The organism is Microbacterium sp. (assembly GCF_041909575.1).
GTDB lineage: Bacteria > Actinomycetota > Actinomycetes > Actinomycetales > Microbacteriaceae > Microbacterium.
Map to the genome: position 1 here is coordinate 1 of NZ_JAYRDE010000053.1, position 20,459 is coordinate 20,459.

General features: G+C 70.5%; 22 protein-coding genes. 14 read left to right on the forward strand and 8 right to left on the reverse strand.

Annotated features, from left to right (window positions below):
* From hisD to ACE3O1_RS08995, 3 genes are all read left to right on the forward strand, one after another.
* Positions 1–1,204 (forward strand): histidinol dehydrogenase (hisD, locus tag ACE3O1_RS08985; protein WP_374314646.1); only part of this gene is annotated, 1,204 nt, incomplete at its 5' end.
* A 32-nt stretch (positions 1,205–1,236) separates the two neighbouring features.
* A complete protein-coding gene (gene nrdR / locus ACE3O1_RS08990) occupies positions 1,237–1,716 on the forward strand; it encodes a transcriptional regulator NrdR (RefSeq protein WP_374314648.1) in 480 nt (159 codons plus the stop codon).
* A gap of 44 nt (positions 1,717–1,760) precedes the next feature.
* Complete coding sequence (locus tag ACE3O1_RS08995) at positions 1,761–2,789, forward strand: quinone-dependent dihydroorotate dehydrogenase (protein ID WP_374314650.1); 1,029 nt, start codon at positions 1,761–1,763, stop codon at positions 2,787–2,789.
* Positions 2,790–2,799: 10 nt separating this feature from the next.
* Here ACE3O1_RS08995 and ACE3O1_RS09000 read toward each other — a convergent pair whose 3' ends face one another.
* Complete coding sequence (locus tag ACE3O1_RS09000) at positions 2,800–3,384, reverse strand: DUF3043 domain-containing protein (RefSeq protein ID WP_374314652.1); 585 nt, start codon at positions 3,382–3,384, stop codon at positions 2,800–2,802.
* Between the two features lie 48 nt (positions 3,385–3,432).
* Between ACE3O1_RS09000 and ACE3O1_RS09005 the strand changes: the two genes are divergently transcribed.
* From ACE3O1_RS09005 to ACE3O1_RS09030, 6 genes are all read left to right on the forward strand, one after another.
* The gene (locus ACE3O1_RS09005) at positions 3,433–4,833 is read left to right on the forward strand and encodes a dipeptidase (RefSeq protein WP_374314654.1); all 1,401 of its coding nucleotides are present in this window, start codon (positions 3,433–3,435) and stop codon (positions 4,831–4,833) included.
* 111 nt (positions 4,834–4,944) lie between these two features.
* Positions 4,945–5,310 (forward strand): HesB/IscA family protein, encoded by a 366-nt coding sequence (locus ACE3O1_RS09010; protein WP_374314656.1) that lies wholly within the window; start codon positions 4,945–4,947, stop codon positions 5,308–5,310.
* A 128-nt stretch (positions 5,311–5,438) separates the two neighbouring features.
* Positions 5,439–6,365, forward strand: a complete 927-nt coding sequence (coxB, locus tag ACE3O1_RS09015; protein WP_374314658.1) for a cytochrome c oxidase subunit II — start codon at positions 5,439–5,441, stop codon at positions 6,363–6,365.
* 2 nt (positions 6,366–6,367) lie between these two features.
* Positions 6,368–8,131, forward strand: coding sequence for a cytochrome c oxidase subunit I (gene ctaD / locus ACE3O1_RS09020; protein ID WP_374314660.1), 1,764 nt, complete (start codon positions 6,368–6,370; stop codon positions 8,129–8,131).
* Positions 8,132–8,566 carry a cytochrome c oxidase subunit 4 gene (locus tag ACE3O1_RS09025; RefSeq protein WP_374314662.1) on the forward strand — a complete coding sequence of 145 codons (435 nt, stop codon included), beginning with the start codon at positions 8,132–8,134 and terminating at the stop codon, positions 8,564–8,566.
* 2 nt (positions 8,567–8,568) lie between these two features.
* Positions 8,569–9,381: a PP2C family serine/threonine-protein phosphatase gene (locus tag ACE3O1_RS09030; RefSeq protein ID WP_374314664.1), complete on the forward strand. Its 813-nt coding sequence runs from the start codon at positions 8,569–8,571 to the stop codon at positions 9,379–9,381.
* Between the two features lie 21 nt (positions 9,382–9,402).
* Here the strand turns inward: ACE3O1_RS09030 and ACE3O1_RS09035 are convergent, their stop codons facing one another.
* From ACE3O1_RS09035 to ACE3O1_RS09055, 5 genes are all read right to left on the reverse strand, one after another.
* Positions 9,403–9,822: a rhodanese-like domain-containing protein gene (locus ACE3O1_RS09035; protein WP_374314666.1), complete on the reverse strand. Its 420-nt coding sequence runs from the start codon at positions 9,820–9,822 to the stop codon at positions 9,403–9,405.
* 151 nt (positions 9,823–9,973) lie between these two features.
* Positions 9,974–11,827 (reverse strand): cytochrome bc complex cytochrome b subunit, encoded by a 1,854-nt coding sequence (locus ACE3O1_RS09040; RefSeq protein ID WP_374314668.1) that lies wholly within the window; start codon positions 11,825–11,827, stop codon positions 9,974–9,976.
* A 2-nt stretch (positions 11,828–11,829) separates the two neighbouring features.
* The gene (locus ACE3O1_RS09045) at positions 11,830–12,909 is read right to left on the reverse strand and encodes a Rieske 2Fe-2S domain-containing protein (protein ID WP_374314670.1); all 1,080 of its coding nucleotides are present in this window, start codon (positions 12,907–12,909) and stop codon (positions 11,830–11,832) included.
* A 34-nt stretch (positions 12,910–12,943) separates the two neighbouring features.
* Positions 12,944–13,747: a c-type cytochrome gene (locus ACE3O1_RS09050; protein WP_374314672.1), complete on the reverse strand. Its 804-nt coding sequence runs from the start codon at positions 13,745–13,747 to the stop codon at positions 12,944–12,946.
* Positions 13,748–13,767: 20 nt separating this feature from the next.
* Positions 13,768–14,409, reverse strand: coding sequence for a heme-copper oxidase subunit III (locus tag ACE3O1_RS09055; RefSeq protein WP_374314674.1), 642 nt, complete (start codon positions 14,407–14,409; stop codon positions 13,768–13,770).
* Positions 14,410–14,596: 187 nt separating this feature from the next.
* Here ACE3O1_RS09055 and trpD point away from each other — a divergent pair, with 187 nt between their 5' ends.
* From trpD to ACE3O1_RS09070, 3 genes are all read left to right on the forward strand, one after another.
* On the forward strand, positions 14,597–15,658 hold the full coding sequence (gene trpD / locus ACE3O1_RS09060; RefSeq protein ID WP_374314676.1) for an anthranilate phosphoribosyltransferase: 1,062 nt from the start codon (positions 14,597–14,599) through the stop codon (positions 15,656–15,658).
* Between the two features lie 88 nt (positions 15,659–15,746).
* Entirely contained in the window at positions 15,747–16,247 is a 501-nt protein-coding gene (locus ACE3O1_RS09065; RefSeq protein WP_374314678.1) for an aromatic ring-opening dioxygenase LigA, read from the forward strand.
* A 25-nt stretch (positions 16,248–16,272) separates the two neighbouring features.
* The gene (locus ACE3O1_RS09070) at positions 16,273–17,268 is read left to right on the forward strand and encodes a PHP domain-containing protein (protein WP_374314680.1); all 996 of its coding nucleotides are present in this window, start codon (positions 16,273–16,275) and stop codon (positions 17,266–17,268) included.
* Between the two features lie 37 nt (positions 17,269–17,305).
* On the opposite strand, the gene ACE3O1_RS09075 is transcribed toward ACE3O1_RS09070, so the two are convergent.
* Both ACE3O1_RS09075 and ACE3O1_RS09080 read right to left on the reverse strand, forming a co-directional pair.
* Positions 17,306–18,238 carry a 5'-3' exonuclease H3TH domain-containing protein gene (locus ACE3O1_RS09075; RefSeq protein WP_374314682.1) on the reverse strand — a complete coding sequence of 311 codons (933 nt, stop codon included), beginning with the start codon at positions 18,236–18,238 and terminating at the stop codon, positions 17,306–17,308.
* 52 nt (positions 18,239–18,290) lie between these two features.
* Positions 18,291–18,899 carry a dihydrofolate reductase family protein gene (locus tag ACE3O1_RS09080; RefSeq protein WP_374314684.1) on the reverse strand — a complete coding sequence of 203 codons (609 nt, stop codon included), beginning with the start codon at positions 18,897–18,899 and terminating at the stop codon, positions 18,291–18,293.
* A 187-nt stretch (positions 18,900–19,086) separates the two neighbouring features.
* Here ACE3O1_RS09080 and ACE3O1_RS09085 point away from each other — a divergent pair, with 187 nt between their 5' ends.
* Both ACE3O1_RS09085 and ACE3O1_RS09090 read left to right on the forward strand, forming a co-directional pair.
* Complete coding sequence (locus tag ACE3O1_RS09085) at positions 19,087–20,001, forward strand: hypothetical protein (RefSeq protein WP_374314686.1); 915 nt, start codon at positions 19,087–19,089, stop codon at positions 19,999–20,001.
* Positions 19,998–20,459 (forward strand): cytidylyltransferase domain-containing protein (locus ACE3O1_RS09090; protein ID WP_374314688.1); only part of this gene is annotated, 462 nt, incomplete at its 3' end. The genes ACE3O1_RS09085 and ACE3O1_RS09090, both read left to right, overlap by 4 nt.

Consider the following 20,459-nt stretch of genomic DNA (forward strand, 5'->3'; position numbering starts at 1 on the left):
GACCGCGGCGCGCATCGTCGCCGACGTCGCCTCGCACGGCGAGACCGCCCTCCGCGACCAGGCCGAGCGGTTCGACGGGGTCTCGGCGCACGAGATCCGCGTCCCGGCGGCTCACCTCGACGACGCCGTGGCCGGACTCGACCCGAGCGTGCGCGCCGCCCTCGAAGAGGCGATCGCGCGGGTGCGCGCGGCGTCGGCGGCCCAGGTCCCTGCGGCCGCGACGACGGTCCTCGGCCCCGGAGCCCGCGTGACGCAGCGCTGGCAGCCGGTGCGGCGCGTGGGCCTCTACGTTCCGGGTGGCAAGGCCGTCTACCCGTCGAGCGTCGTCATGAACGTCGTCCCCGCGCAGGTGGCCGGCGTCGCCGAGATCGCCCTCGCCTCCCCGCCGCAGCGCGACCACGGGGGACGCGTGCACCCCGTGATCCTCGCCGCGGCGCGTCTCCTCGGCGTCGACGAGGTCTATGCCATGGGCGGTGCCGGCGCCATCGGCGCGCTCGCGCACGGTGTCCCGGCTCTGGGGCTCGAGCCCGTCGACGTCGTGACCGGTCCGGGAAACAACTTCGTCGCCGCGGCCAAGCGGGCCGTGGCCGGCCTCGTCGGGACGGATTCCGAGGCCGGCGCCACCGAGATCCTCATCGTCGCCGATGACAGCGCCGATCCCCGCCTGGTCTCGGCCGACCTCATCAGCCAGGCCGAGCACGACGAGCAGGCGTCGGCCGTGCTCGTGACGACGTCGGAGGCGCTCGCCCAGGCGGTGGCGGCCGACATCGTGCCGCGCGCGGCAGCGACGCGGCACGCCGAGCGGGTCACCACTGCGCTTGCGGGGCCCCAGTCGGCCATCGTGCTCGTGGACGACCTGGCAGCGGCGACCGCGTTCAGCAACGCGTACGCGCCGGAGCACCTCGAACTGCACCTCGCGGAGCCGCGGCCGGAGGACTTCGTCCACGCCGGTGCCGTCTTCGTGGGGCCCGACTCCCCGGTCAGTCTCGGCGACTACCTGGCCGGCAGCAACCACGTGCTCCCCACGGGCGGTCAGGCGCGGTACTCCGCAGGCCTCTCGTCGGCGACCTTCCTGCGGCCGCAGCAGGTCATCGAGTACGACCGTCCGGCCCTCGCCGAGGTCCGCGACGCCATCGTCACTCTCGCCGAGGCGGAGGCGCTGCCCGCCCACGGCGAGGCCGTCGTGGTCCGGTTCGAGCCCTGACGCCCTGCGTCGAGGCGTAGTCTGTCTCTGCCATGCACTGTCCGTTCTGTCGCCACCCCGACTCCCGCGTCATCGATTCGCGCACCAGCGACGACGGGCTCAGCATCCGCCGCCGTCGGCAGTGCCCGGAGTGCGGTGGCCGCTTCACGACCGTCGAGACCGCGAGCCTCAATGTGATCAAGCGCTCGGGCGTCATCGAGCCCTTCAGCCGCGAGAAGGTGATGTCCGGGGTCCGCAAGGCCTGCCAGGGGCGCCCGGTGACCGAGGCCGACCTGGCGGTGCTGGCGCAGACGGTCGAGGAGACGGTGCGCCAGACCGGCGCGTCGCAGCTCGACACCAATGAGATCGGCCTCGCGATCCTCGGCCCCCTCCGCGAGCTCGACGAGGTCGCCTACCTGCGATTCGCAAGCGTGTACCAGGCGTTCGATTCGCTGGAGGACTTCGAGTCGGCGATCGATCAGCTGCGCGCCGATCACGCCGAACGCCCACGGTCCGAGGCGTCGCTCGACTGACCCGGCGTCCGGGCGGTCCGAGGCGACCGGATAGCCTGGAGTCGATGTATCCGCTCCTTTTCCGGACCGTGCTCTCGCGCATGGATCCCGAGACCGCGCACCATGCCGCCATGACCGTCATCCGCGTGCTGGGCGTCCCGCCCTTCTCGTGGGCCGCACGCGCGATCACGCGCCCGGATCCCGCCCTCGCGGTGTCGGCCCTCGGCCTGCGCTTCGACACGCCCTTCGGCGTCGCCGCCGGCTTCGACAAGGACGTCACGGGCGCCGCGGGACTGTTCGCGCTCGGCTTCGGCCACGTCGAGGTGGGCACGCTCACCGCGATCCCGCAGGAGGGCAATCCCCGCCCCCGGCTCTTCCGCCTCATCCCGGACCGCGCGGTGGTCAACCGCATGGGCTTCAACAACCACGGCGCCGAGGCCGCCGCGCGCCGCCTCGAGAAGCTCCGCCGGCGCCGCGGCAACGGAGTCATCGGGGTCAACATCGGCAAGAGCCGCGTCGTCGAGGTCGAGGACGCCACGGCGGACTACGTCCGCAGCGCGACGCTTCTCGCACCCCTCGCGGACTACCTCGTCGTGAACGTGTCCTCCCCGAACACGCCGGGACTGCGCGGACTGCAGGCCGTCGAGACGCTCCGGCCGCTCCTCGAGGCCGTGCGCGACGCCGCGGCGGCGACCCCGCTGCTGGTGAAGATCGCACCCGATCTGCCCGACGACGAGGTGACGGCGGTCGCCCGCCTCGCCGTCGATCTGGGACTGGCCGGCCTCATCGCCACGAACACGACGATCTCGCGCGCGGGCCTGGCCACCGATCCCGCGGTCGTCGATGCGGCGGGCGCCGGCGGACTGTCGGGCGCACCGCTCAAGGCGCGCGCCCTCGAGGTGCTGCGGCTCGTCCGCGCTGCGGTGCCGCCGGAGTTCTGCGTGGTGTCCGTCGGCGGAGTGGAGACGGCCGACGACGTGCGGGAGCGGATGGATGCCGGAGCCACGCTCGTGCAGGGCTACACGGCGTTCCTCTACCGCGGGCCGCTGTGGGCGCGGCAGATCAGCCGGGGACTGCGCACCTCGGTGCGCTGACGGCCGGCGGTCAGACCGGGCGCTGGCCGCGCTTCACCTGCGGCTTCGGCAGGCGGAGGAAGCGCATCTGCACGGTGCGCATCGCCGCGTACCAGCCCAGGCCCTTCTCGATCTTGTCGGCGCCGAACTTCTCCTTCACGGCGCGCTTGACCATGATCGACGTCAGGATCATGTCGCCCACCACGAAGAAGATGAAGATCCACAGTGCCACGAACGAGTAGAACTGCACTTCCGGCAGGGGGATGAACGTCGCGAGGATGACGACGACCATCGCGGGCATGACCGCCTCGCCGAGGTGCCAGCCGGCGTCGACGTAGTCGCGCACGAACTTGCGCTGCGCACCCTGGTCGCGGGCGGGCAGATACTTGGGGTCGCCGGCGGCCATCCCCACGCGCGCCTTCTCGCGCCGCGCCTGGAGTTCGGCGCGCTGGCGCGCCTTGGCCTCTTTGGTGTCGGCGACCAGGGGGCGCTTGCGGGCGGCCTCCCGTTCGGCGCGGCTCGGGGTCGCGCGACCCTTCCCGACCGGGACGCCGTTGAGGCTCGTTCCCTCGGAGGGCGCGTCGCTCGATGCGGGTGCTGCGGAGTTCTTGGCCACGATGATCCTCGGGAGTGCGGGAGAAGGGGTGCACTTAAGATTACCCGCATGACCTCTGAGCTCTCCCGACAGGATGCCGTGCGTGAAGCCGCGGCTTCCGGCATCCCCTCCGCCCTGGCCGATCTGGGCGCCCTCGTGCGCATCCCGTCCGTCGCGTTCCCCGGATTCGACGAGGAGCCGGTGCAGCGAAGCGCCGAGGCCGTGGCCGCGCTCGTGCGGGAGACCGGCCTGTTCGAGACCGTCGACATCCGTCGCTCGTCGGTGCCCGGCACCGACGAGCAGGGACAGCCGGCGGTGCTCGCCACCCGTGCCGCCCGCAACGGCCGGCCGACGATCCTGCTGTACGCGCACCACGACGTCCAGCCCGTCGGCGACGAGGCGCTGTGGCAGTCGCCGCCGTTCGAGCCCACGCTGCGCGATGGCCGTCTCTACGGGCGCGGGGCGGCCGACGACAAGGCCGGCGTCATGGCGCACGTCGCCGCGCTGCGTGCGCTGAAGGAGGCGGTCGGCGACGACTTCGACCTCGGCGTCGCGCTCTTCTTCGAGGGGGAGGAGGAGGCAGGCTCGAAGTCGTTCGCCTCGTTCCTCTCCGACAACGCCGACGCGCTGCGCGCCGACGTGATCGTGGTCGCCGATTCGGGCAACTGGGACGCGAAGACCCCCGCGCTCACGGTGTCGCTGCGCGGGAACACGCGCTTCACCCTGCGCGTGAAGACGCTCGAGCACGCCTCGCACTCCGGCATGTTCGGCGGGGCCGTTCCCGACGCGATGATGGCGACGGTGAAGCTGCTCGCGACGCTGTGGGACGACGACGGCGCCGTCGCGGTCGCGGGGCTGACGGAGCGGGATGCCGCGACGCCGCCGTACGGCGAGGAGACGCTGCGCGACGAGGCAGGGCTTCCCGCCGGGGTCACGCCCATCGGGCGCGGCACGATCCTGAGCCGCATCTGGAACAAGCCGTCGATCACGGTCACCGGCATCGACGCCCCGACCGTGGTGAACGCGTCGAACACGCTGAGCCCCGAGATCTCGGTCGTCATCAGCGCCCGGATCGCGCCCGGCCAGCGCGCGCGCGACGCCTACGACGCCATCGAGGCGCACCTGCGCGCGCACGCGCCGTTCGGCGCCGAGCTCGCCTTCAGCGACCACGACTTCGGCGACGCGTTCCTCGTCGACACCTCGGGCTGGGCCGTCCAGGCCGCCCGCGAGGCGCTGCACGAGGGCTACGGAGTCGAGTCGGTGGACATCGGCGTCGGCGGGTCCATCCCGTTCATCGCCGATCTCGTGCGCGAGTTCCCCGGCGCCCAGATCCTGGTGACCGGCGTGGAGGATCCGCACGCGAAGGCGCACAGCCCGAACGAGTCGCTGCACCTCGAGACCTTCCGCCACGCGGTGCTCTCCGAGGCGCTGCTGCTCGAGAAGCTCGACCGGCGTCAGGCGGGGGAGTAGGCCCTCCGGCTCCGACCGGACGCGGACACGCCCCGCTCGGAGCCGGTTCCCTGCGAACACGCGTAGAATCGCAGCATCCCGCCGCTCACGCGGCCCGTCCGGAGGAGTGCCATGACCGACACTGCACTGTCGACCGACCAGTCCGTCCGCGAGCACGGCGTCCTGCTGACCGATGCCGCATCGCTCAAGGTCAAGAGCCTCCTGTCCCAGGAGGGTCGCGACGACCTGCGTCTGCGCGTGGCCGTGCAGCCGGGCGGATGCAGCGGACTGATCTACCAGCTCTACTTCGACGAGCGGTACCTCGACGGCGACAAGACGGTCGACTTCGACGGCGTCGAGGTCATCGTCGACGACATGAGCGTCCCGTACCTCGACGGAGCGACGATCGACTTCAAGGACACGATCTCGGAGCAGGGCTTCACGATCGACAACCCGAACGCGGCCGGCAGCTGCGCATGCGGCGACAGCTTCCACTGATCGGCACCGATTTCCGCCAGGCCCGGCGCGCTCGTGAGAGTGCCCGGGCCTGCGGTTTTCCCGCCGTGGGCACCCATTCCAACCTGGGCGGTTGGCCTGAATCGCCTGGATGCTTGCCCTAGACTGACATGAGTACTTCTCACGACCCGGAAAGGTGCACCGTGCCCTCGAAACGTCGAATCCGCTGGGCCGTTCTCCCCGTCGGGATCGCAACGGCCGCAGTACTCGCCGGGTGCACCCCGACGGAGCTTCACGGCTTCCTGCCGGGCTTCGTCGAGGACGGCACGCCCGCCACGAACCACACCGACATGGTCGCCGGTCTGTGGGTCAACTCGTGGATCGTGCTCCTCGCCGTCGGCGTGATCACGTGGGGCCTCATGGGCTGGGCAGCCATCGCGTACCGCCGCCGCAAGGGCCAGGTGGGCCTGCCGGTGCAGCTGCGCTACAACATGCCGATCGAGATCTTCTACACGATCGTGCCGCTGATCCTCGTGATCGGCTTCTTCGCCTTCACGGCTCGCGATCAGACGATTCTCGAGACCCAGACCGAAGACCCCGACGTGTCGATCGTCGCCATCGGCAAGCAGTGGTCGTGGGACTTCCAGTACGACGGCGCGACCGAGGACGAGACCGTGTGGTCCATGGGCGTCCAGGCGCAGACCGACGATCAGGGCAACGTCACGAGCGAGCTTCCGACGCTCGTGCTCCCGGTCGACCAGACGGTCAAGATCAAGCTGCAGTCGCGCGACGTCATCCACTCCTTCTGGATCATCGACTTCCTCTACAAGAAGGACATGTACATCGGGAAGGACAACTACTGGTCCTTCACGCCGACCCGCGAGGGCGAGTACGCCGGAAAGTGCGCCGAGCTCTGCGGCGAGTACCACTCGATGATGCTCTTCAACGTGCAGGTCGTGAGCGAAGCGGAGTACGAGGACTACCTCGCCGAGCTCCGCGCCGCGGGCCAGACCGGTGACATCAACGACGAGTACGACCGGCTGCAGAATCTGCCCGGCACCGGCGGCACGCCCGAGAACGAAGAGGGAGACAACTGATCATGGCGACGACGCTTCCGCTTCAGGAGACGACGCAGGGTCGCCCGACCACGCTGCCGCCTCGCCAGGCCGCACTGCTCAGCGCTTCGCGCGTCGAGCAGAAGGGCAACATCATCGTCAAGTGGATCACCTCCACCGACCACAAGACGATCGGCTACCTGTACCTCATCTCGTCGGTGCTCTTCTTCCTCCTCGGCGGGGTGATGGCGCTCATCATCCGCGCCGAGCTCTTCGAGCCCGGGATGCAGATCATCCCGACGAAGGAGCAGTACAACCAGCTCTTCACGATGCACGGCACGATCATGCTGCTGATGTTCGCGACGCCGCTGTTCGCGGGCTTCGCGAACGCGATCCTCCCGCTGCAGATCGGCGCTCCCGACGTCGCCTTCCCGCGCCTCAACGCCTTCGCGTTCTGGCTGTTCCTCTTCGGCTCGACGATCGCCGTCGCCGGCTTCCTCACCCCGCAGGGCGCGGCGGCGTTCGGCTGGTTCGCCTATCAGCCTCTCGCCAACGCCAGCTTCTCGCCCGGCGCCGGAGGAAACCTCTGGATGCTCGGCCTCGGCATGAGCGGCTTCGGCACCATCCTCGGCGCGGTGAACTTCATCACGACGATCATCACGATGCGCGCACCGGGCATGACCATGTGGCGCATGCCGATCTTCTCGTGGAACACGCTGGTCACCAGCATCCTGATCCTGATGGCGTTCCCGATCCTCGCCGCCGCCATCCTGGCAGCCGCCGCGGACCGCGTGCTCGGCGCCCACATCTACGATCCGGCCAACGGAGGCGTGCTGCTGTGGCAGCACCTGTTCTGGTTCTTCGGCCATCCAGAGGTGTACATCATCGCGCTGCCGTTCTTCGGCATCATCTCCGAGGTGCTGCCGGTCTTCAGCCGCAAGCCGATCTTCGGATACAAGACGCTGGTCTACGCCACGATCGCGATCGCGGCGCTGTCGGTGGCGGTGTGGGCGCACCACATGTACGTGACCGGTGCCGTGCTGCTGCCGTTCTTCGCAGTGATGACGATGCTCATCGCGGTGCCCACGGGCGTGAAGATCTTCAACTGGATCGGCACGATGTGGCGCGGCTCGGTGACCTTCGAGACGCCGATGGTGTTCGCGCTCGGCTTCCTGGTGTCGTTCGTCTTCGGCGGTCTGACCGGCGTCATCCTGGCGTCGCCCCCGCTGGACTTCGCGCTCTCCGACTCGTACTTCGTCGTCGCGCACTTCCACTACGTCGTGTTCGGCACGGTGGTGTTCGCGATGTTCTCGGGCTTCTACTTCTGGTGGCCGAAGTGGACGGGGAAGATGCTCAACGAGCGTCTGGGCATCGTGCACTTCTGGATGCTGTTCATCGGGTTCCACATGACCTTCCTCATCCAGCACTGGCTGGGCGTGGACGGCATGGTCCGCCGCTACGCCGACTACTCGGCGGCCGACGGCTGGACCTGGCAGAACCAGGTCTCGACCGTGGGATCGATCATCCTGGGCGCCTCGATGATCCCGTTCCTGTTCAACGTGTGGATCACCGCCCGCAAGGCGCCGCGCGTCACCGTCAACGACCCGTGGGGCTACGGCGCCTCGCTCGAGTGGGCGACCTCGTGCCCGCCGCCGCGGCACAACTTCACGTCGATCCCGCGCATCCGCAGCGAGCGGCCGGCGTTCGACCTCAACCACCCGGAGGCGGGGATCCCCGTCGGTGTCGGGCCCGCGAAGGACGCACCCGCAGCCCCGGTCGTCGACGCCGCCGATGGAAAGGTGAAGTAAGTGCGCACCAACACCGGACTGTGGTGGCTGCTGGCCGCGTTCTTCCTGCTGATGGCGGTCATCTACACGACCTGGAACATCCTCGCCCACCCGGACCTGCCCGTGATCAACGCGATCGAGTGGGTCGGCAGCGTGGCGCTGCTGTTCACGGCGTTCATGGGCGCGCTCATCGCGTTCTACATCGGCCGGGTGCACAAGGCGCAGGGCGGCGAGCTGCCCGAGGACGTGCTCACCTCCGACATCGATGACGGCGACCCCGAGCTGGGTGAGTTCAGCCCGTGGTCGTGGTGGCCGATCGTGCTCGCCTTCTCGGCGGCGCTCGCGATGATCGGCCTCGCCGTGGGCGCGTGGATGGTGCCGATCGGATTCGCCGTGTTCGTGGTGGCGATCGTCGGCTGGGTGTACGAGTACTACCGCGGGTACTTCGCCCGCTGATCGTGCCCCTGACGCCCTCACGGGTGCGGCTGTCGGCCGCGGCCGTCTCCGAGACCGGAGCGCATCGCACCGTCAACCAGGATGCGGCGTTCACCGCGTCCTGGGGCGGTGCCGTCGCCGATGGCGTGGGCGGCGGTCCCGCCGGCGACCTGGCTTCGGCGGCGTTCGTGCATCGCCTCGCCGCGGGCCGCGTGGGCACGGTCGATCCGGAGACCCTGACCGTGAGCGTGCGGGCCGCGAACTGGGACCTGCGCGCACATGTGGAGCGCGATCCGTCGCTGAGCGGAATGGCGACGACGTTCACCGGTGTCTTCGTCTCCGAGTCCGACACCGTGCTGCTCGCGCACACGGGCGACTCGCGCGCCTACCTGCTGCGCGGTGGTGTGCTGACCCAGCAGACGCGTGACGACTCGTACGTGCAGGCGCTCGTGGATCGCGGCCTGGTGACGGTGCAGGATGCCGCGTCCCATCCGCGGCGGAACCTCATCACCGCGTCGCTGAGCGGCGGCGAACGGGACCGTGTCGTCGTGCGGGAGCACGAGGCCCGCGCCGGCGACCGCTGGGTGCTGTGCAGCGACGGTCTGAGCGACTACGTGCCGCACGAGGACATCGCCGCGGCCGTCGCGCACCGCGGTGCGACGGAGGCGGCGGCAGCGGCTGTCGCGCTGGCGCTCGAGGCGGGAACGCGCGACAACGTGACGGTGGTCGTGTGCGACGTCGAGGTGGGGGCGCCGCAGAGCTTCTCGGCCGCTCCGGCCGCCGCCTTCTACGGTGCGGCGGCCGCCCGCTTCACCGAGGGCCTGGAGTCGGCCTGAGGGGACGTCGCCGGCGAGCGGTCAGCGGATGGCGGCTGAGCGCACGACCATCACCTGCGCGTCGAACACGCGGGGGAGCGCACCCTCGTCGTTCTCGGTCGGCTGCCCTTCGCGGATCCAGTACTCGTACCCGCCGATCATCTCTCTGACCCCGTAGCCCAGCTGCGCGAACGCCAGGGCGCCCTTCGCCCCCGCGTTGCAGCCGGGGCTCCAGCAGTACACCACGACGGGGACGGACGGATCGAGCTCCGCCGGCGCGCGCTCCGGGATCTGCGCGTAGGGCATGTGGATCGCCCCGGCGATGCGTCCCTGCGCCCAGGCTTCGTCACCGCGCACGTCGATCAGCACGAAGCGGTCTCCGGCCTTCTGCGCGGCGTACACGTCCGACGCGTCGGTCTCGAAGGCGAGCTTGGCCGAGAAGAAGTCCTGAGCGGAGGTCATGTGCTCACGCTACGGGGTGCGTCGTGCTGCGCGCGCCGCTGGGGCGGCCACTCGTCGCCGCAATCCTGCCGTTTCGCGGGGTCGTGACGACCGATGCCCCGGAACCTCCGCGGGGGAGGTGCCGGGGCATCCGATCGATGGGGGACCGAGCCTACTGGCCGGTCTCCTTCTCGCGATTGCGGGGCTTCTTCTCGCCGTCCTCCGGGACGATGACGTTGGAGGGGCGGACCGCCGTCTCGGAGTTGCGACCGTCGTCGATCGGCCGGTGCGGTGCGTCGGGCACGCCGGCGCGCTCGTGCGCGCCCTGCAGCTCGGCGTCCTCTTCGGCAGCGATGTGATCGAGCGCGTGGTGCTGGTGCGCCAGCGCGGCGTCGAGCTCGGACTGGGTGACGGGGGTGAGGCGGTCCTCGAAGAACCAGCGCGAAATGGCCGCACGCACGTTCTCATGCCACGGGATGCGGCCCTTGGCGTTCGGGCGCACCACCAGGGGCTCGTACGTGTCGAAGTCGACCAGCTTGAACCGCTCGTACTCGTCGACGGGCTGGTGCACCTCGATGTACTCGCCGCCGGGGAGGCGGACGATGCGACCGGACTCGTAGCCGTGCAGCGCGATCTCGCGGTCCTTCTTCTGCAGCGCGATGCAGATGCGCTTGGTCACGAAGTACGCCACGATCGGGCCGACGAACAGCAGCGCCTGGAGGGTGTGGATGACCCCCTCCATGGTGAGCCAGAAGTGCGTCGCGATGATGTCGGATGCGGCCGCTGCCCACAGCACCGCGTAGAACGTGACGCCGGCCGCGCCGATGGCGGTGCGGGTCGCCGCGTTGCGGGGACGCTGTGCGATGTGGTGCTCGCGCTTGTCGCCGGTGACCCACGCCTCGATGAAGGGGTAGATGAGCACCAGGACGATGAACACGCCGAGCCCGATGAGCGGCACGAGGATGTTGAACGACCAGGTGTGGTCGAGGAACACGAACTCCCAGCCCGGCGGGATGAGGCGCAGGGCGCCGTCCGCGAAGCCGATGTACCAGTCGGGCTGCGTTCCCGCAGACACCGGCGACGGGTCGTACGGGCCGTAGTTCCAGATCGGGTTGATCGTGAACAGGGCGGCGATCAGCGCGATGACGCCGAACGTGATGAACAGGAAGCCGCCCATCTTCGACATGTACACCGGCATCATCGGGTAGCCGACGACGACGCTGTTGGTGCGGCCGGCGCCCGCGAACTGGGTGTGCTTGTTGATCACCATCAGCATGAGGTGGAGCACCAGCAGGCCCACGAGGATCGCCGGGAGCAGCAGGATGTGGAGCGAGTACAGGCGTCCGACGATGGCCGTACCGGGGAACTCGCCGCCGAACAGCAGGAACGAGGTCCAGGTGCCGATCAGCGGGATGCCCTTGACCATGCCGTCGATGATGCGCAGGCCGTTGCCCGAGAGCACGTCATCGGGGAGCGAGTAGCCGGTGAAGCCCTCGCCCATCGCGAGGATGAAGAGGATGAAGCCGATCACCCAGTTGAGCTCGCGCGGCTTGCGGAACGCACCCGTGAAGAAGACGCGGAGCATGTGCACGCCGATGCCCGCGACGAACACCAGGGCGGCCCAGTGGTGCATCTGGCGGACGAGGAGGCCGCCGCGCAGGTCGAACGAGATCTCCAGCGTCGAGGCCATCGCCGCCGACATCTCGATTCCGCGCATCGGCAGGTAGGCACCGTGGTAGTGGGTCTCGACCATCGAGGCCTGGAAGAAGAACGTCAGGAACGTGCCGGTGAGGAGGACGACGACGAAGCTCCACAGCGCGATCTCGCCGAGCATGAACGACCAGTGGTCGGGGAAGATCTTCCGGCCGAGCTCCTTCACGAAGCCCGACAGGCTGGTGCGCTCGTCGATGTAGTTCGACGCGGCGCCGACGAAGCGGCCGCCCAGCGGCTTGTCGCGCGGCGCGACCGGCTCCGCGTACGAGGCCGGCTCTTGAGTGAGGTTCTCGGGGGGATGGGTCGTGGTCATGATCAGTGACGCTCCCAGAAGCTCGGGCCGACGGGTTCGGTGAAGTCGCTGCGCGCGATCAGGTAACCCTCGTCGTCAACGGTGATCGGCAGCTGCGGCAGCGGGCGAGCGGCGGGTCCGAAGATGACCTTCGCCGCGTCGGTGACGTCGAACTGCGACTGGTGGCAGGGGCACAGCAGGTGGTGGGTCTGCTGCTCGTAGAGCGCGACGGGGCAGCCGACGTGCGTGCAGACCTTGGAGTAGGCCACGATGCCGTCGTAGGACCAGTCGGCGCGCTCGGGCGTCTCGGTGAGCTGCTCGGGGAGCAGGCGCATGAGGAGGACGATGGCCTTCGCCTTCTCCTCCAGGTACCCGTCGGAGTGGGACACGTCGGCGAGGTCGGCGGGGATGACGTGCACGGCGGAGCCGAGGGTGACGTCGGCTGCGCGGATCGGCTCGCCGCTCGGGTCGTGGGCCAGGCGCGTGCCCTCCTTCCACATGGTGTGGCTGAGGAGGTAGACCGGGTCGCCGCCGTGGGGGTGCTCGGGCGTGCTCTCGGGCGCGAGGCCGCGGAAGAGCACGATCGCCGGCGCGACGGATGCCACGAGCGCGGCGATCAGCGAGTTGCGGATCATCGTGCGGCGTCCGAAGCCCGACTCCTCGTTCGCGTCGGCGAAGGCCTGGATCGCGGCGGCACGGGTCGTGTCGCGGCCGCGCGTGGCGTGACGCGGCTCGACGAACTCGCTGTCGGACATGACGGCCTTGGACCAGTGGATCGCACCGAGGCCGATGGCGAGCAGGGCGAGGGCGATGCCGAGGCCGATGAAGAGGTTGTTGTTCCGGATGTCGATCATCCGGCCGCTCTCGATGGGGAAGAGCATGTAGGCGGCGACCGCCCAGATGCTGCCGGCGATCGAGATGTAGAAGAGCGTGTACACCGAACGCACGGCGCGCTGCATCGCGACCGGGTCCTTGTCGGTCATCCGCTCGCGGTGCGGCGGGAGCTCCGGATTGCGCACCGGGTCGGTGACCGCGACGGCGAGCCCGGGGGAGGGCTTCCAGGAAGCCCTCTCGTGCTCGAGCGGGTCGTCCTCGTGTGCCATGCTGCTCCTCGTCAGTTCTTGCGTGTCAGTGAGTTCAGTTGGACTTCGCCGTGATCCACACGGTGAGGGCGATCAGCCCTCCGATCCCGAAGATCCAGATGAAGAGGCCTTCCGAGACCGGGCCCAGCGAGCCGAGGGTGAAGCCACCGGGAGACGTGGTGTCCTGCAGGAACAGCAGGTACGAGATGATGTCGCGCTTCTCCTCGGTCGTCAGCGTCATGTCGTTGAAGACCGGCATGTTCTGCGGACCCGTCACCATCGCCGCGTACATGTTCAGGGGTGAGGTGTCGTAGAGGGCCGGGGCGTACTTGCCCTCGGTGAGCGCGCCGCCGGCGCCGGCCACGTTGTGGCACATCGCGCAGTTGATGCGGAACAGCTCGCCTCCCTCGGCGGCGTTGCCCTCGCCGTCGAGCACCTCGGGCTCGGGGTAGGTCGGACCGGGCGCGATGCTCTGGATGTAGGCGCCGACGGCCGCGATCTGCTCTTCGGTGAACTGCACGGGCTTCTGCGGTGCCTGCGGCCCCTGCATCTGCAGAGGCATCCGGCCGGTGCTCATCTGGAAGTGCACGGCGAGCTCGCCCACGCCGTAGAGCGACGGGCCGTCGTTCGTGCCCTGGACGTCGAGGCCGTGGCAGGTGGCGCAGTTGGCCTGGAAGAGCCGCTCACCGTCTTCGACGGTCGACGCGCTTGCCACCGTCGACTCGGCGGTCGTCGCGGCGACGGCCGCGGATGCGCCGGCGTAGACGCCGCCGGTGATCAGGAGGCCGATGCCGATGAGCGCGGCAGCTGCCCAGGGGCTGCGGCGGCCTTTCGAGCGGCGCGGGGTGTCACGTGCCATGTCGGGGTTCAGCTCCGCTCTTATTTCAGGAAGTAGATGACGAGGAACAGGGCGATCCAGACGACGTCGACGAAGTGCCAGTAGTACGACACGACGATCGAGGACGTCATCTCCTTGCGCCCGAAGTTCTTGACGGCGTAGGCGCGGCCGATCACCAGGAGGAAGGCGATGAGGCCACCCGTGACGTGGAGGGCGTGGAAGCCGGTGGTCAGGTAGAACGCCGACGCGTACGAGTTCGCGCTGATCGGCATCCCCTCGGCGACGAGCTGCGCGTACTCCCAGACCTGGCCCGAGACGAAGATGGCGCCGAGCGCGAACGTCAGCCAGAACCACTCGACCATGCCCCAGCCGAGCCATCCCCGCTTCCGCGTGGAGTAGGGCTGGAAGCGCTCCGCCGCGAACACGCCCATCTGGCACGTGACCGACGAGAGCACGAGGATGATCGTGTTCACGGTCGCGTAGGGGATGTTCAGCAGCTGCGTCTCCTGCGCCCAGAGTTCCGGGGAGGTGCTGCGCAGGGTGAAGTAGATCGCGAACAGGCCGGCGAAGAACATCACCTCGCTGCCGAGCCACACGATGGTGCCGACGGCGACCGGATCCGGCCGCTTGACGGACCGCATGGCCTGGGCGTAGGTCGCTGAGGAGGTCGTCACGCTCCCCATTATGGCCGATTCGGAGTCCCGAGTTTCGCATCGGGAGGCATGTCTTGGGCGTGATCCGAACTAAGGCGAGCCTAAGAATCGGCCGCGAGTCTGCCGTGAACACGCGATGAGGACGCAGAACCACGCCTTGAGGGATGCCGTGTCACGAAACGGTTCCGATTCCGCCGCGCGGCTAGGCTCTCTCGGTATGGCGGAGCTGTACACCTGGCCGGGCATCCTCACGACGCTTCTCGAACGGCGCGACCTCAGCGTCTCGGAGTCGACGTGGGCGATGCGGCAGATCATGTCGGGGTCGGCGACGCCTTCGCAGCTGGCGGGTTTCCTCGTCGCGCTGCGCGCCAAGGGCGAGACGGTCGACGAGATCGTCGGGTTCCGCGACGCGATCCTCGAGGCCGCCCTGCCGCTGCACGTCGACCCCGCGGTGCTCGACATCGTCGGCACGGGCGGCGACCGGTTCGGGACCGTGAATGTCTCCACCATGGCGGCCCTCGTCGCCGCGGCCACCGGAGTCCCCGTGGTCAAGCACGGTAACCGGGCGGCGAGCTCGTCGTCCGGCTCGTCGGACGTCCTCGCCGCACTGGGAGTGGACCTGTCGCTGCCGCCCGAGGCGGTGGCTGCGGCGCTTCCGCGGGCGGGGATCACGTTCGCCTTCGCGGCGGCGTTCCACCCCGGCTTCCGCCACGCCGGGCCCACCCGCAGCGAGCTCGGTGTGCCGACGGTCTTCAACTTCCTGGGCCCGCTGTGCAACCCCGCCCGCGCCGAGGCGAACGCGGTGGGCGTCGCGCACCTGGACCGCGTCCCGCTCATCACCGGAGTGTTCCGCACACGCGGCGCGACGGCGCTGGTGTTCCGCGGCGACGACGGGCTCGACGAGCTCACCACCACGGGGCACAGCCGCCTGTGGGAGGTGAGCCGTGGCGACATCCACGAGCACGACCTGGATCCGCGGGACCTGGACATCCCGCTCGCCGAGATCGACGACCTGCTCGGCGGCGATCCGTCGCACAACGCCGCGATCGTGCGGCGGGTCCTCGCGGGCGAGGACGGGCCGGTGCGCGACATCGTCCTGCTCAACGCCGCCGCCGGACTGGTCGCGTACCGACTGTTCGAGGATGCCGCGCAGGTGCAGCGGCCGATCCTCGACCGCCTGGCCGAGGCCCGCGACGACGCCGCCGCGGCGATCGACTCCGGCGCCGCCACCCAGACGCTCGAGCGGTGGGTCGAGGTCACCCGGGAACTCGGTTCCTGAGGCCGGTCCGCGCGCGGCGCGGGGGCTTCCCCGTGATGGACGCCGCCGCTAGCGTGGCGGCACACGCCCCACTCGCCAGGAGGACGACATGAGCAGCGAAGCCACCGACACCACCGCCGACGTCATCGAGGCCCCGTCCAAGAAGGTCGGGCTCGTGAAGGCCGTCGGCATCCTCGGGATCATCGGCGGCGTGCTGCTCATCGTCGTGGGCATCATCGCCTGGATCGGCGTGACCACGCAGCTGACGGCGGAGAACATCACGATCCCCGACGACGCGGCCGCGTTCCAGGGACAGCAGGTCACCGGCCCGGTGACGGCATACATCCAGGCCGACATCATCAACAAGCACGCGCTGGAGGCGTCGGGCGGCAAGACCTACGCGGAGCTGCCGCAGGACGATCCGGTGCGCGCCACCGTGATGCAGGCATCGTTCCTGCGCGCGTCGCTGTACACCTCGGTCGTGGCCTACGGCGTCGCCCTCTTCGCCGCCGGGATGGGCGTGCTCGCCATCCTGTTCGGCTGGGCGATCCATCGCCTGGCCGACGTGCCCGTCGTGGTAAAGCGCGCGGCGGTGAACTCCGGCGCGTGAGCATCCAGGACATGCGGCGCCGGGCATGAACCCGCACGCCGCCCTCATCGAGATCGCGACGCTCCTCGAGCGCGAGCGATCGTCGCGATACAAGTCGAAGGCGTTCCGCGCCGCCGCCGACGCCATCGCCGGCCTGAGCGACGAGCAGCTGCGGGATACGGCATCCCTCCGCCGTCGCAAGGGGATCGGGGACTCGACGCTCGGCGTCATCCAGGAGGCGCTCTCGGGGGCCGTCCCCGGCTATCTCGCCGACCTCCGCGAGCGGGCGGGCGTGCTGGTGGCCTCGACGCTGCGGGGCGAGCTGCGCGGCGACCTGCACTCCCACAGCGACTGGTCGGACGGCCTGACGTCGATCGACCTCATGGTCGCGGCCGCTCGCTCCCTCGGTCATGAGTACCTGGCGCTCACCGACCACTCGCCGCGGCTGCGCGTGGCGAACGGTCTGTCGCCGGAGCGGCTGCGCGCGCAGCTCGACGTCGTCGCGGGCATGAGCGGCGACGGCTTCACCCTGCTCTCGGGCATCGAGGTCGACATCCTCGACGACGGCTCGCTCGATCAGGAGCCCGAGCTGCTCGACGCGCTCGACATCGTCGTGGCGTCGGCGCACTCGAAGCTGCGCATGGAGCGCGGCCCCATGACCCGTCGGCTCGTCGCGGCGGCGCGCGATCCGCGGGTCGACGTCCTGGGGCACGTGACCGGGCGCCTGGTGGAGGGGTCCCGCGGCACCCGTCCGCAGTCCACGTTCGACGCGCGGGCGGTCTTCGAAGCGTGCGCGGCGCACGGTGTCGCGGTCGAGATCAACTCGCGGCCGGAGCGGCAGGATCCTCCCGACGACCTCATGGCGATGGCGCTCGAGATCGGATGCCTCTTCTCGATCGACTCCGATGCGCACGCGCCGGGCCAGCTGTCGCTGATCGACCACGGCGCGGCGCGCGCGGAGCGCATCGGGGTGCCCCCCGAGCGGATCGTCACGACCTGGCCGCTCGCACGGCTGCGGGAGTGGACGGGCAGAGCCCGCTGATCCTGCCCGCGCCGACGAGCGGTCGTCGGGGTTCGCCTCAGGCGTCACCGACCCGGTCGAGTGCGTCGACGATGCGCGCCATCGCGGTGCCGAGCGCCCACCGCTCGGCGAGGGACGAGGCATCCGCCTTCGCAGTCTCGTCGAGGGGCCGCAGCCGCGCGTCGATGTCGGGGACGGGCAGGTCGCGCACGACCTCGACGACCGTCGGCGCCACGGCGAGGTACGGCCGGCCGGCCTCGAGCTTCGCGCGCACGCCGGCCGACATGCCTTCACCGGCATCGGCGGCCGCGAGGATTCCCGCCAGGTCGCCGTGGGCGGCGAGGAGCCCCGCCGCGGTCTTCTCGCCGATGCCCGCGACCCCGGGGAGCCCGTCGGACGAGTCGCCGCGCAGGGTCGCGAAGTCGGCGTACTGCTGCGGGAGCACGCCGTACTTGGCGACGACGGTCGCGTCGGTGACCACCTCGAGGTTGCTCATGCCGCGGGCGGTGTAGATCACGCGCACGTCGCGCGCGTCGTCCACGAGCTGGAACAGGTCGCGGTCGCCGGTGACGATGTCGACGGGAAGGTCGGCGCGCGTGGCGAGGGTGCCGATGACGTCGTCGGCCTCGTGGGCCGGCTGGCCGACGACCACGATGCCCAGCGCCCTCAGCGTCTCGCGGATCACGGGGACCTGCACCTCGAGCGGGTCCGGCACGACTTCGATGTCGGGGCCGACGGCGACGACCTCGGCGACGCGGTGCGTCTTGTAGGTCGGGATGAGGTCCACGCGCCACTGCGGGCGCCAGTCGTCGTCCCAGCACGCCACGAGATGGGTCGGCCGGTACGTCGTCACGAGCTTCGTGATGATGTCGAGGAACCCCCGCACGGCGTTGACCGGCGTGCCGTCCGGCGCGCGCACGGTGTCGGGCACTCCGTAGAACGCTCGGAAGTAGAGGCTGGCGGAGTCGAGCAGCATGAGGCGGTCGGTCACGCGCTTCATCCTGGCACGCACCGCGGACGGATGCCGCGGCATCCGCTCGGCGTCAGCGCAGCCGGTAGGTGACGTGCGTGACGTGGGGCGTGGACCGCACGCTCACCGGGTCGAGCTGCAGCGGCGGGACGCCGTCGAACAGGCGCACGACGTCGGTTCGGCCCCCGAGGCCGAGCGTGACCGGCGCGATGTGCAGCCGGAGCTCGTCGACGAGCCCGGCCGCGAGGAACTGGTTGAGCGTCGTCGCACCGCCGGCCACCGAGACCGAGCCGTCGCCGGCGGCGGCGCGGGCCTGTGCGAGCGCCGATTCGGGACCGTCGGTCACGAAGAAGAAGGTCGTGCCGCCGTCCATCTCGAGCGGCTCGCGCGGGTGGTTCGTGAGTACGAACACGGGGCCGTGGTACGGCGGCTCGGGACCCCACCAGCCGCGCCAGTCGCCGGTCCACTCGCCGCGGATCGGCCCGAACATGTTGCGCCCCATCACGTACGCGCGGGCTTCGAGGATCGCGTCGAGCTCGGCTCTGCTCTCGTCGGGATGCTGGAACATCCAGCCGTGGAGGGCGTCCTCGGCGAACACGCCCAGCGGGTGCTCCTCGCTCTGGCCGGGACCGGCGGAGTAGCCGTCGACGGACACGGCGATGTCTGCGGTGACGCGGGTCATGCGCCCACCCTGCCGTGCCGGCCGCAGCGGCGCCACCCTCCCGGTGCCGCCCGATCGCCTCGATGCGCAGCCGCACGTCGCGGCCATTGTCCGTTCACCTCCGCGCCCGGTGCCGTACGCCCGCCGTGCGGCGGCTCGTTCACCGGCGGCGTCCACCGTGGGGAGGACGGCCGGAGCAGGAGGTGACATGGCGCGCAACGACGTGATCGCGTGGGTCGAGTCACCGCTCCAGCTCGTGGGCGCGGCCGAGTGGGCGGCTGCCCACCGGACCACGGTGCCCGTAGCCGGACGCCTCACCCCGCAGATGTCGGCGACCGCCGACGAGCTCCTCGCCCGCGGCGCGCGATTCCGGGACCTCGAGCCCTACATGGGCGTGCCCTTCGCGCTGCTCGCCCGGCACGGCCACTGGCTCGTCGGCGACGGGTTCTCGGGACAGTTCCGGCTCGCGGCATCCGTCCTGCGTCCGCACCGCGTGACGTTCCTCGACGACGGCGCACACGCGGTGCCCTTCGCCGACGCGCTCCTGGGACGCCGGGCGTACGCGCGGCCGGGCGTGGCGGAGCGCGGCCTCACGACCCGGCTCGCCCCCCTCGCCCACGAGACCGTTCTGCGGCTGGCCGTCGCGCGCCGCGCGGACTTCTTCACGGCCTTCGAGCTGGGGCCGGAGCGCGCCGACGCCCTCCGCGACCGCGGATTCTCCATCCGACGCCATCGCTTCGACTGGACGCGCGCGACGGCGCCCCCCGCGCCCGAGCTCGGGGAGCGCATCGTGCTGGGCAGCGCCCTGCCCGTCGACGGGCGCATGGCGCTCGCCGATTACCTGGCATGGGTGACGGATGCCGCGGCCCCCGGTGCGGCCCTCTACCTGCCGCACCGCCGTGAGCCTCGAGACCAGCTCGCCGCGGTGGCGGCCATCCCCGGCATCACGGTCCGCGCGGCCGACCTTCCCGTCGAGCTGGTGCTCGCCGGCGCCACGGCCGCGGTCGACATCCGCACGCTCCCCTCGAGCACCACCACGACTCTGCCGATCGTGCTCGAGGGCACGGCATCGACCGTCCGGGTGGCGGCACCGGCGAGCGCCGTGCGCGAGGCGGCGTCGTGAGCGAGGTCGTGGCCATCGTCCCCGCGCGCGGGGGCTCGAAGGGCGTCCTCCGCAAGAATCTGCGCCGCGTCGGCGGGATCCCGCTCGTCGCGCGGGCCGTCGACGCCGCCCGGCGCTGCGGGGCGATCGATCGCGTCGTCGTGACCACGGACGACGCCGACATCGCCGCCGTCGCCGCGGAGTGGGGCGCCGAGGTCATCGTTCGTCCGGCCGAGCTCGCCGGTGACTCCGCGAGCTCCGAAAGCGCCCTCCTGCACGCCCTGGAGGTGCTGGAGGAGCGCGGCGCCGACGTCGGGGTGGTCGCCTTCCTCCAGGCGACCTCGCCGTTCATCGACGTCGCCGCGCTCGACGAGGCGGTTCAGCTCGTGCGCTCCCGCCGGCGCGACAGCGTCTTCTCGGCCGTCGAGACCTACGGCTTCCTGTGGGCGAGGACCCCGGCATCCGCCGCCGAGGCGATC

Coding starts and splice junctions, on each gene's coding strand:
- ACE3O1_RS09040 (WP_374314668.1), bottom strand. CDS start 11,827: ATGACCACGACCCATCCCCCCGAGAACCTCACTCAAGAGCCGGCCTCG.
- coxB (WP_374314658.1), top strand. CDS start 5,439: ATGAGTACTTCTCACGACCCGGAAAGGTGCACCGTGCCCTCGAAACGT.
- ACE3O1_RS09070 (WP_374314680.1), top strand. CDS start 16,273: ATGAACCCGCACGCCGCCCTCATCGAGATCGCGACGCTCCTCGAGCGC.
- ACE3O1_RS09085 (WP_374314686.1), top strand. CDS start 19,087: ATGGCGCGCAACGACGTGATCGCGTGGGTCGAGTCACCGCTCCAGCTC.
- ACE3O1_RS09055 (WP_374314674.1), bottom strand. CDS start 14,409: ATGGGGAGCGTGACGACCTCCTCAGCGACCTACGCCCAGGCCATGCGG.
- ACE3O1_RS09045 (WP_374314670.1), bottom strand. CDS start 12,909: ATGGCACACGAGGACGACCCGCTCGAGCACGAGAGGGCTTCCTGGAAG.
- ACE3O1_RS09005 (WP_374314654.1), top strand. CDS start 3,433: ATGACCTCTGAGCTCTCCCGACAGGATGCCGTGCGTGAAGCCGCGGCT.
- ACE3O1_RS09065 (WP_374314678.1), top strand. CDS start 15,747: ATGAGCAGCGAAGCCACCGACACCACCGCCGACGTCATCGAGGCCCCG.
- nrdR (WP_374314648.1), top strand. CDS start 1,237: ATGCACTGTCCGTTCTGTCGCCACCCCGACTCCCGCGTCATCGATTCG.
- ACE3O1_RS09010 (WP_374314656.1), top strand. CDS start 4,945: ATGACCGACACTGCACTGTCGACCGACCAGTCCGTCCGCGAGCACGGC.
- trpD (WP_374314676.1), top strand. CDS start 14,597: ATGGCGGAGCTGTACACCTGGCCGGGCATCCTCACGACGCTTCTCGAA.
- ACE3O1_RS09080 (WP_374314684.1), bottom strand. CDS start 18,899: ATGACCCGCGTCACCGCAGACATCGCCGTGTCCGTCGACGGCTACTCC.
- ctaD (WP_374314660.1), top strand. CDS start 6,368: ATGGCGACGACGCTTCCGCTTCAGGAGACGACGCAGGGTCGCCCGACC.
- ACE3O1_RS09035 (WP_374314666.1), bottom strand. CDS start 9,822: ATGACCTCCGCTCAGGACTTCTTCTCGGCCAAGCTCGCCTTCGAGACC.
- ACE3O1_RS09050 (WP_374314672.1), bottom strand. CDS start 13,747: ATGGCACGTGACACCCCGCGCCGCTCGAAAGGCCGCCGCAGCCCCTGG.
- ACE3O1_RS08995 (WP_374314650.1), top strand. CDS start 1,761: ATGTATCCGCTCCTTTTCCGGACCGTGCTCTCGCGCATGGATCCCGAG.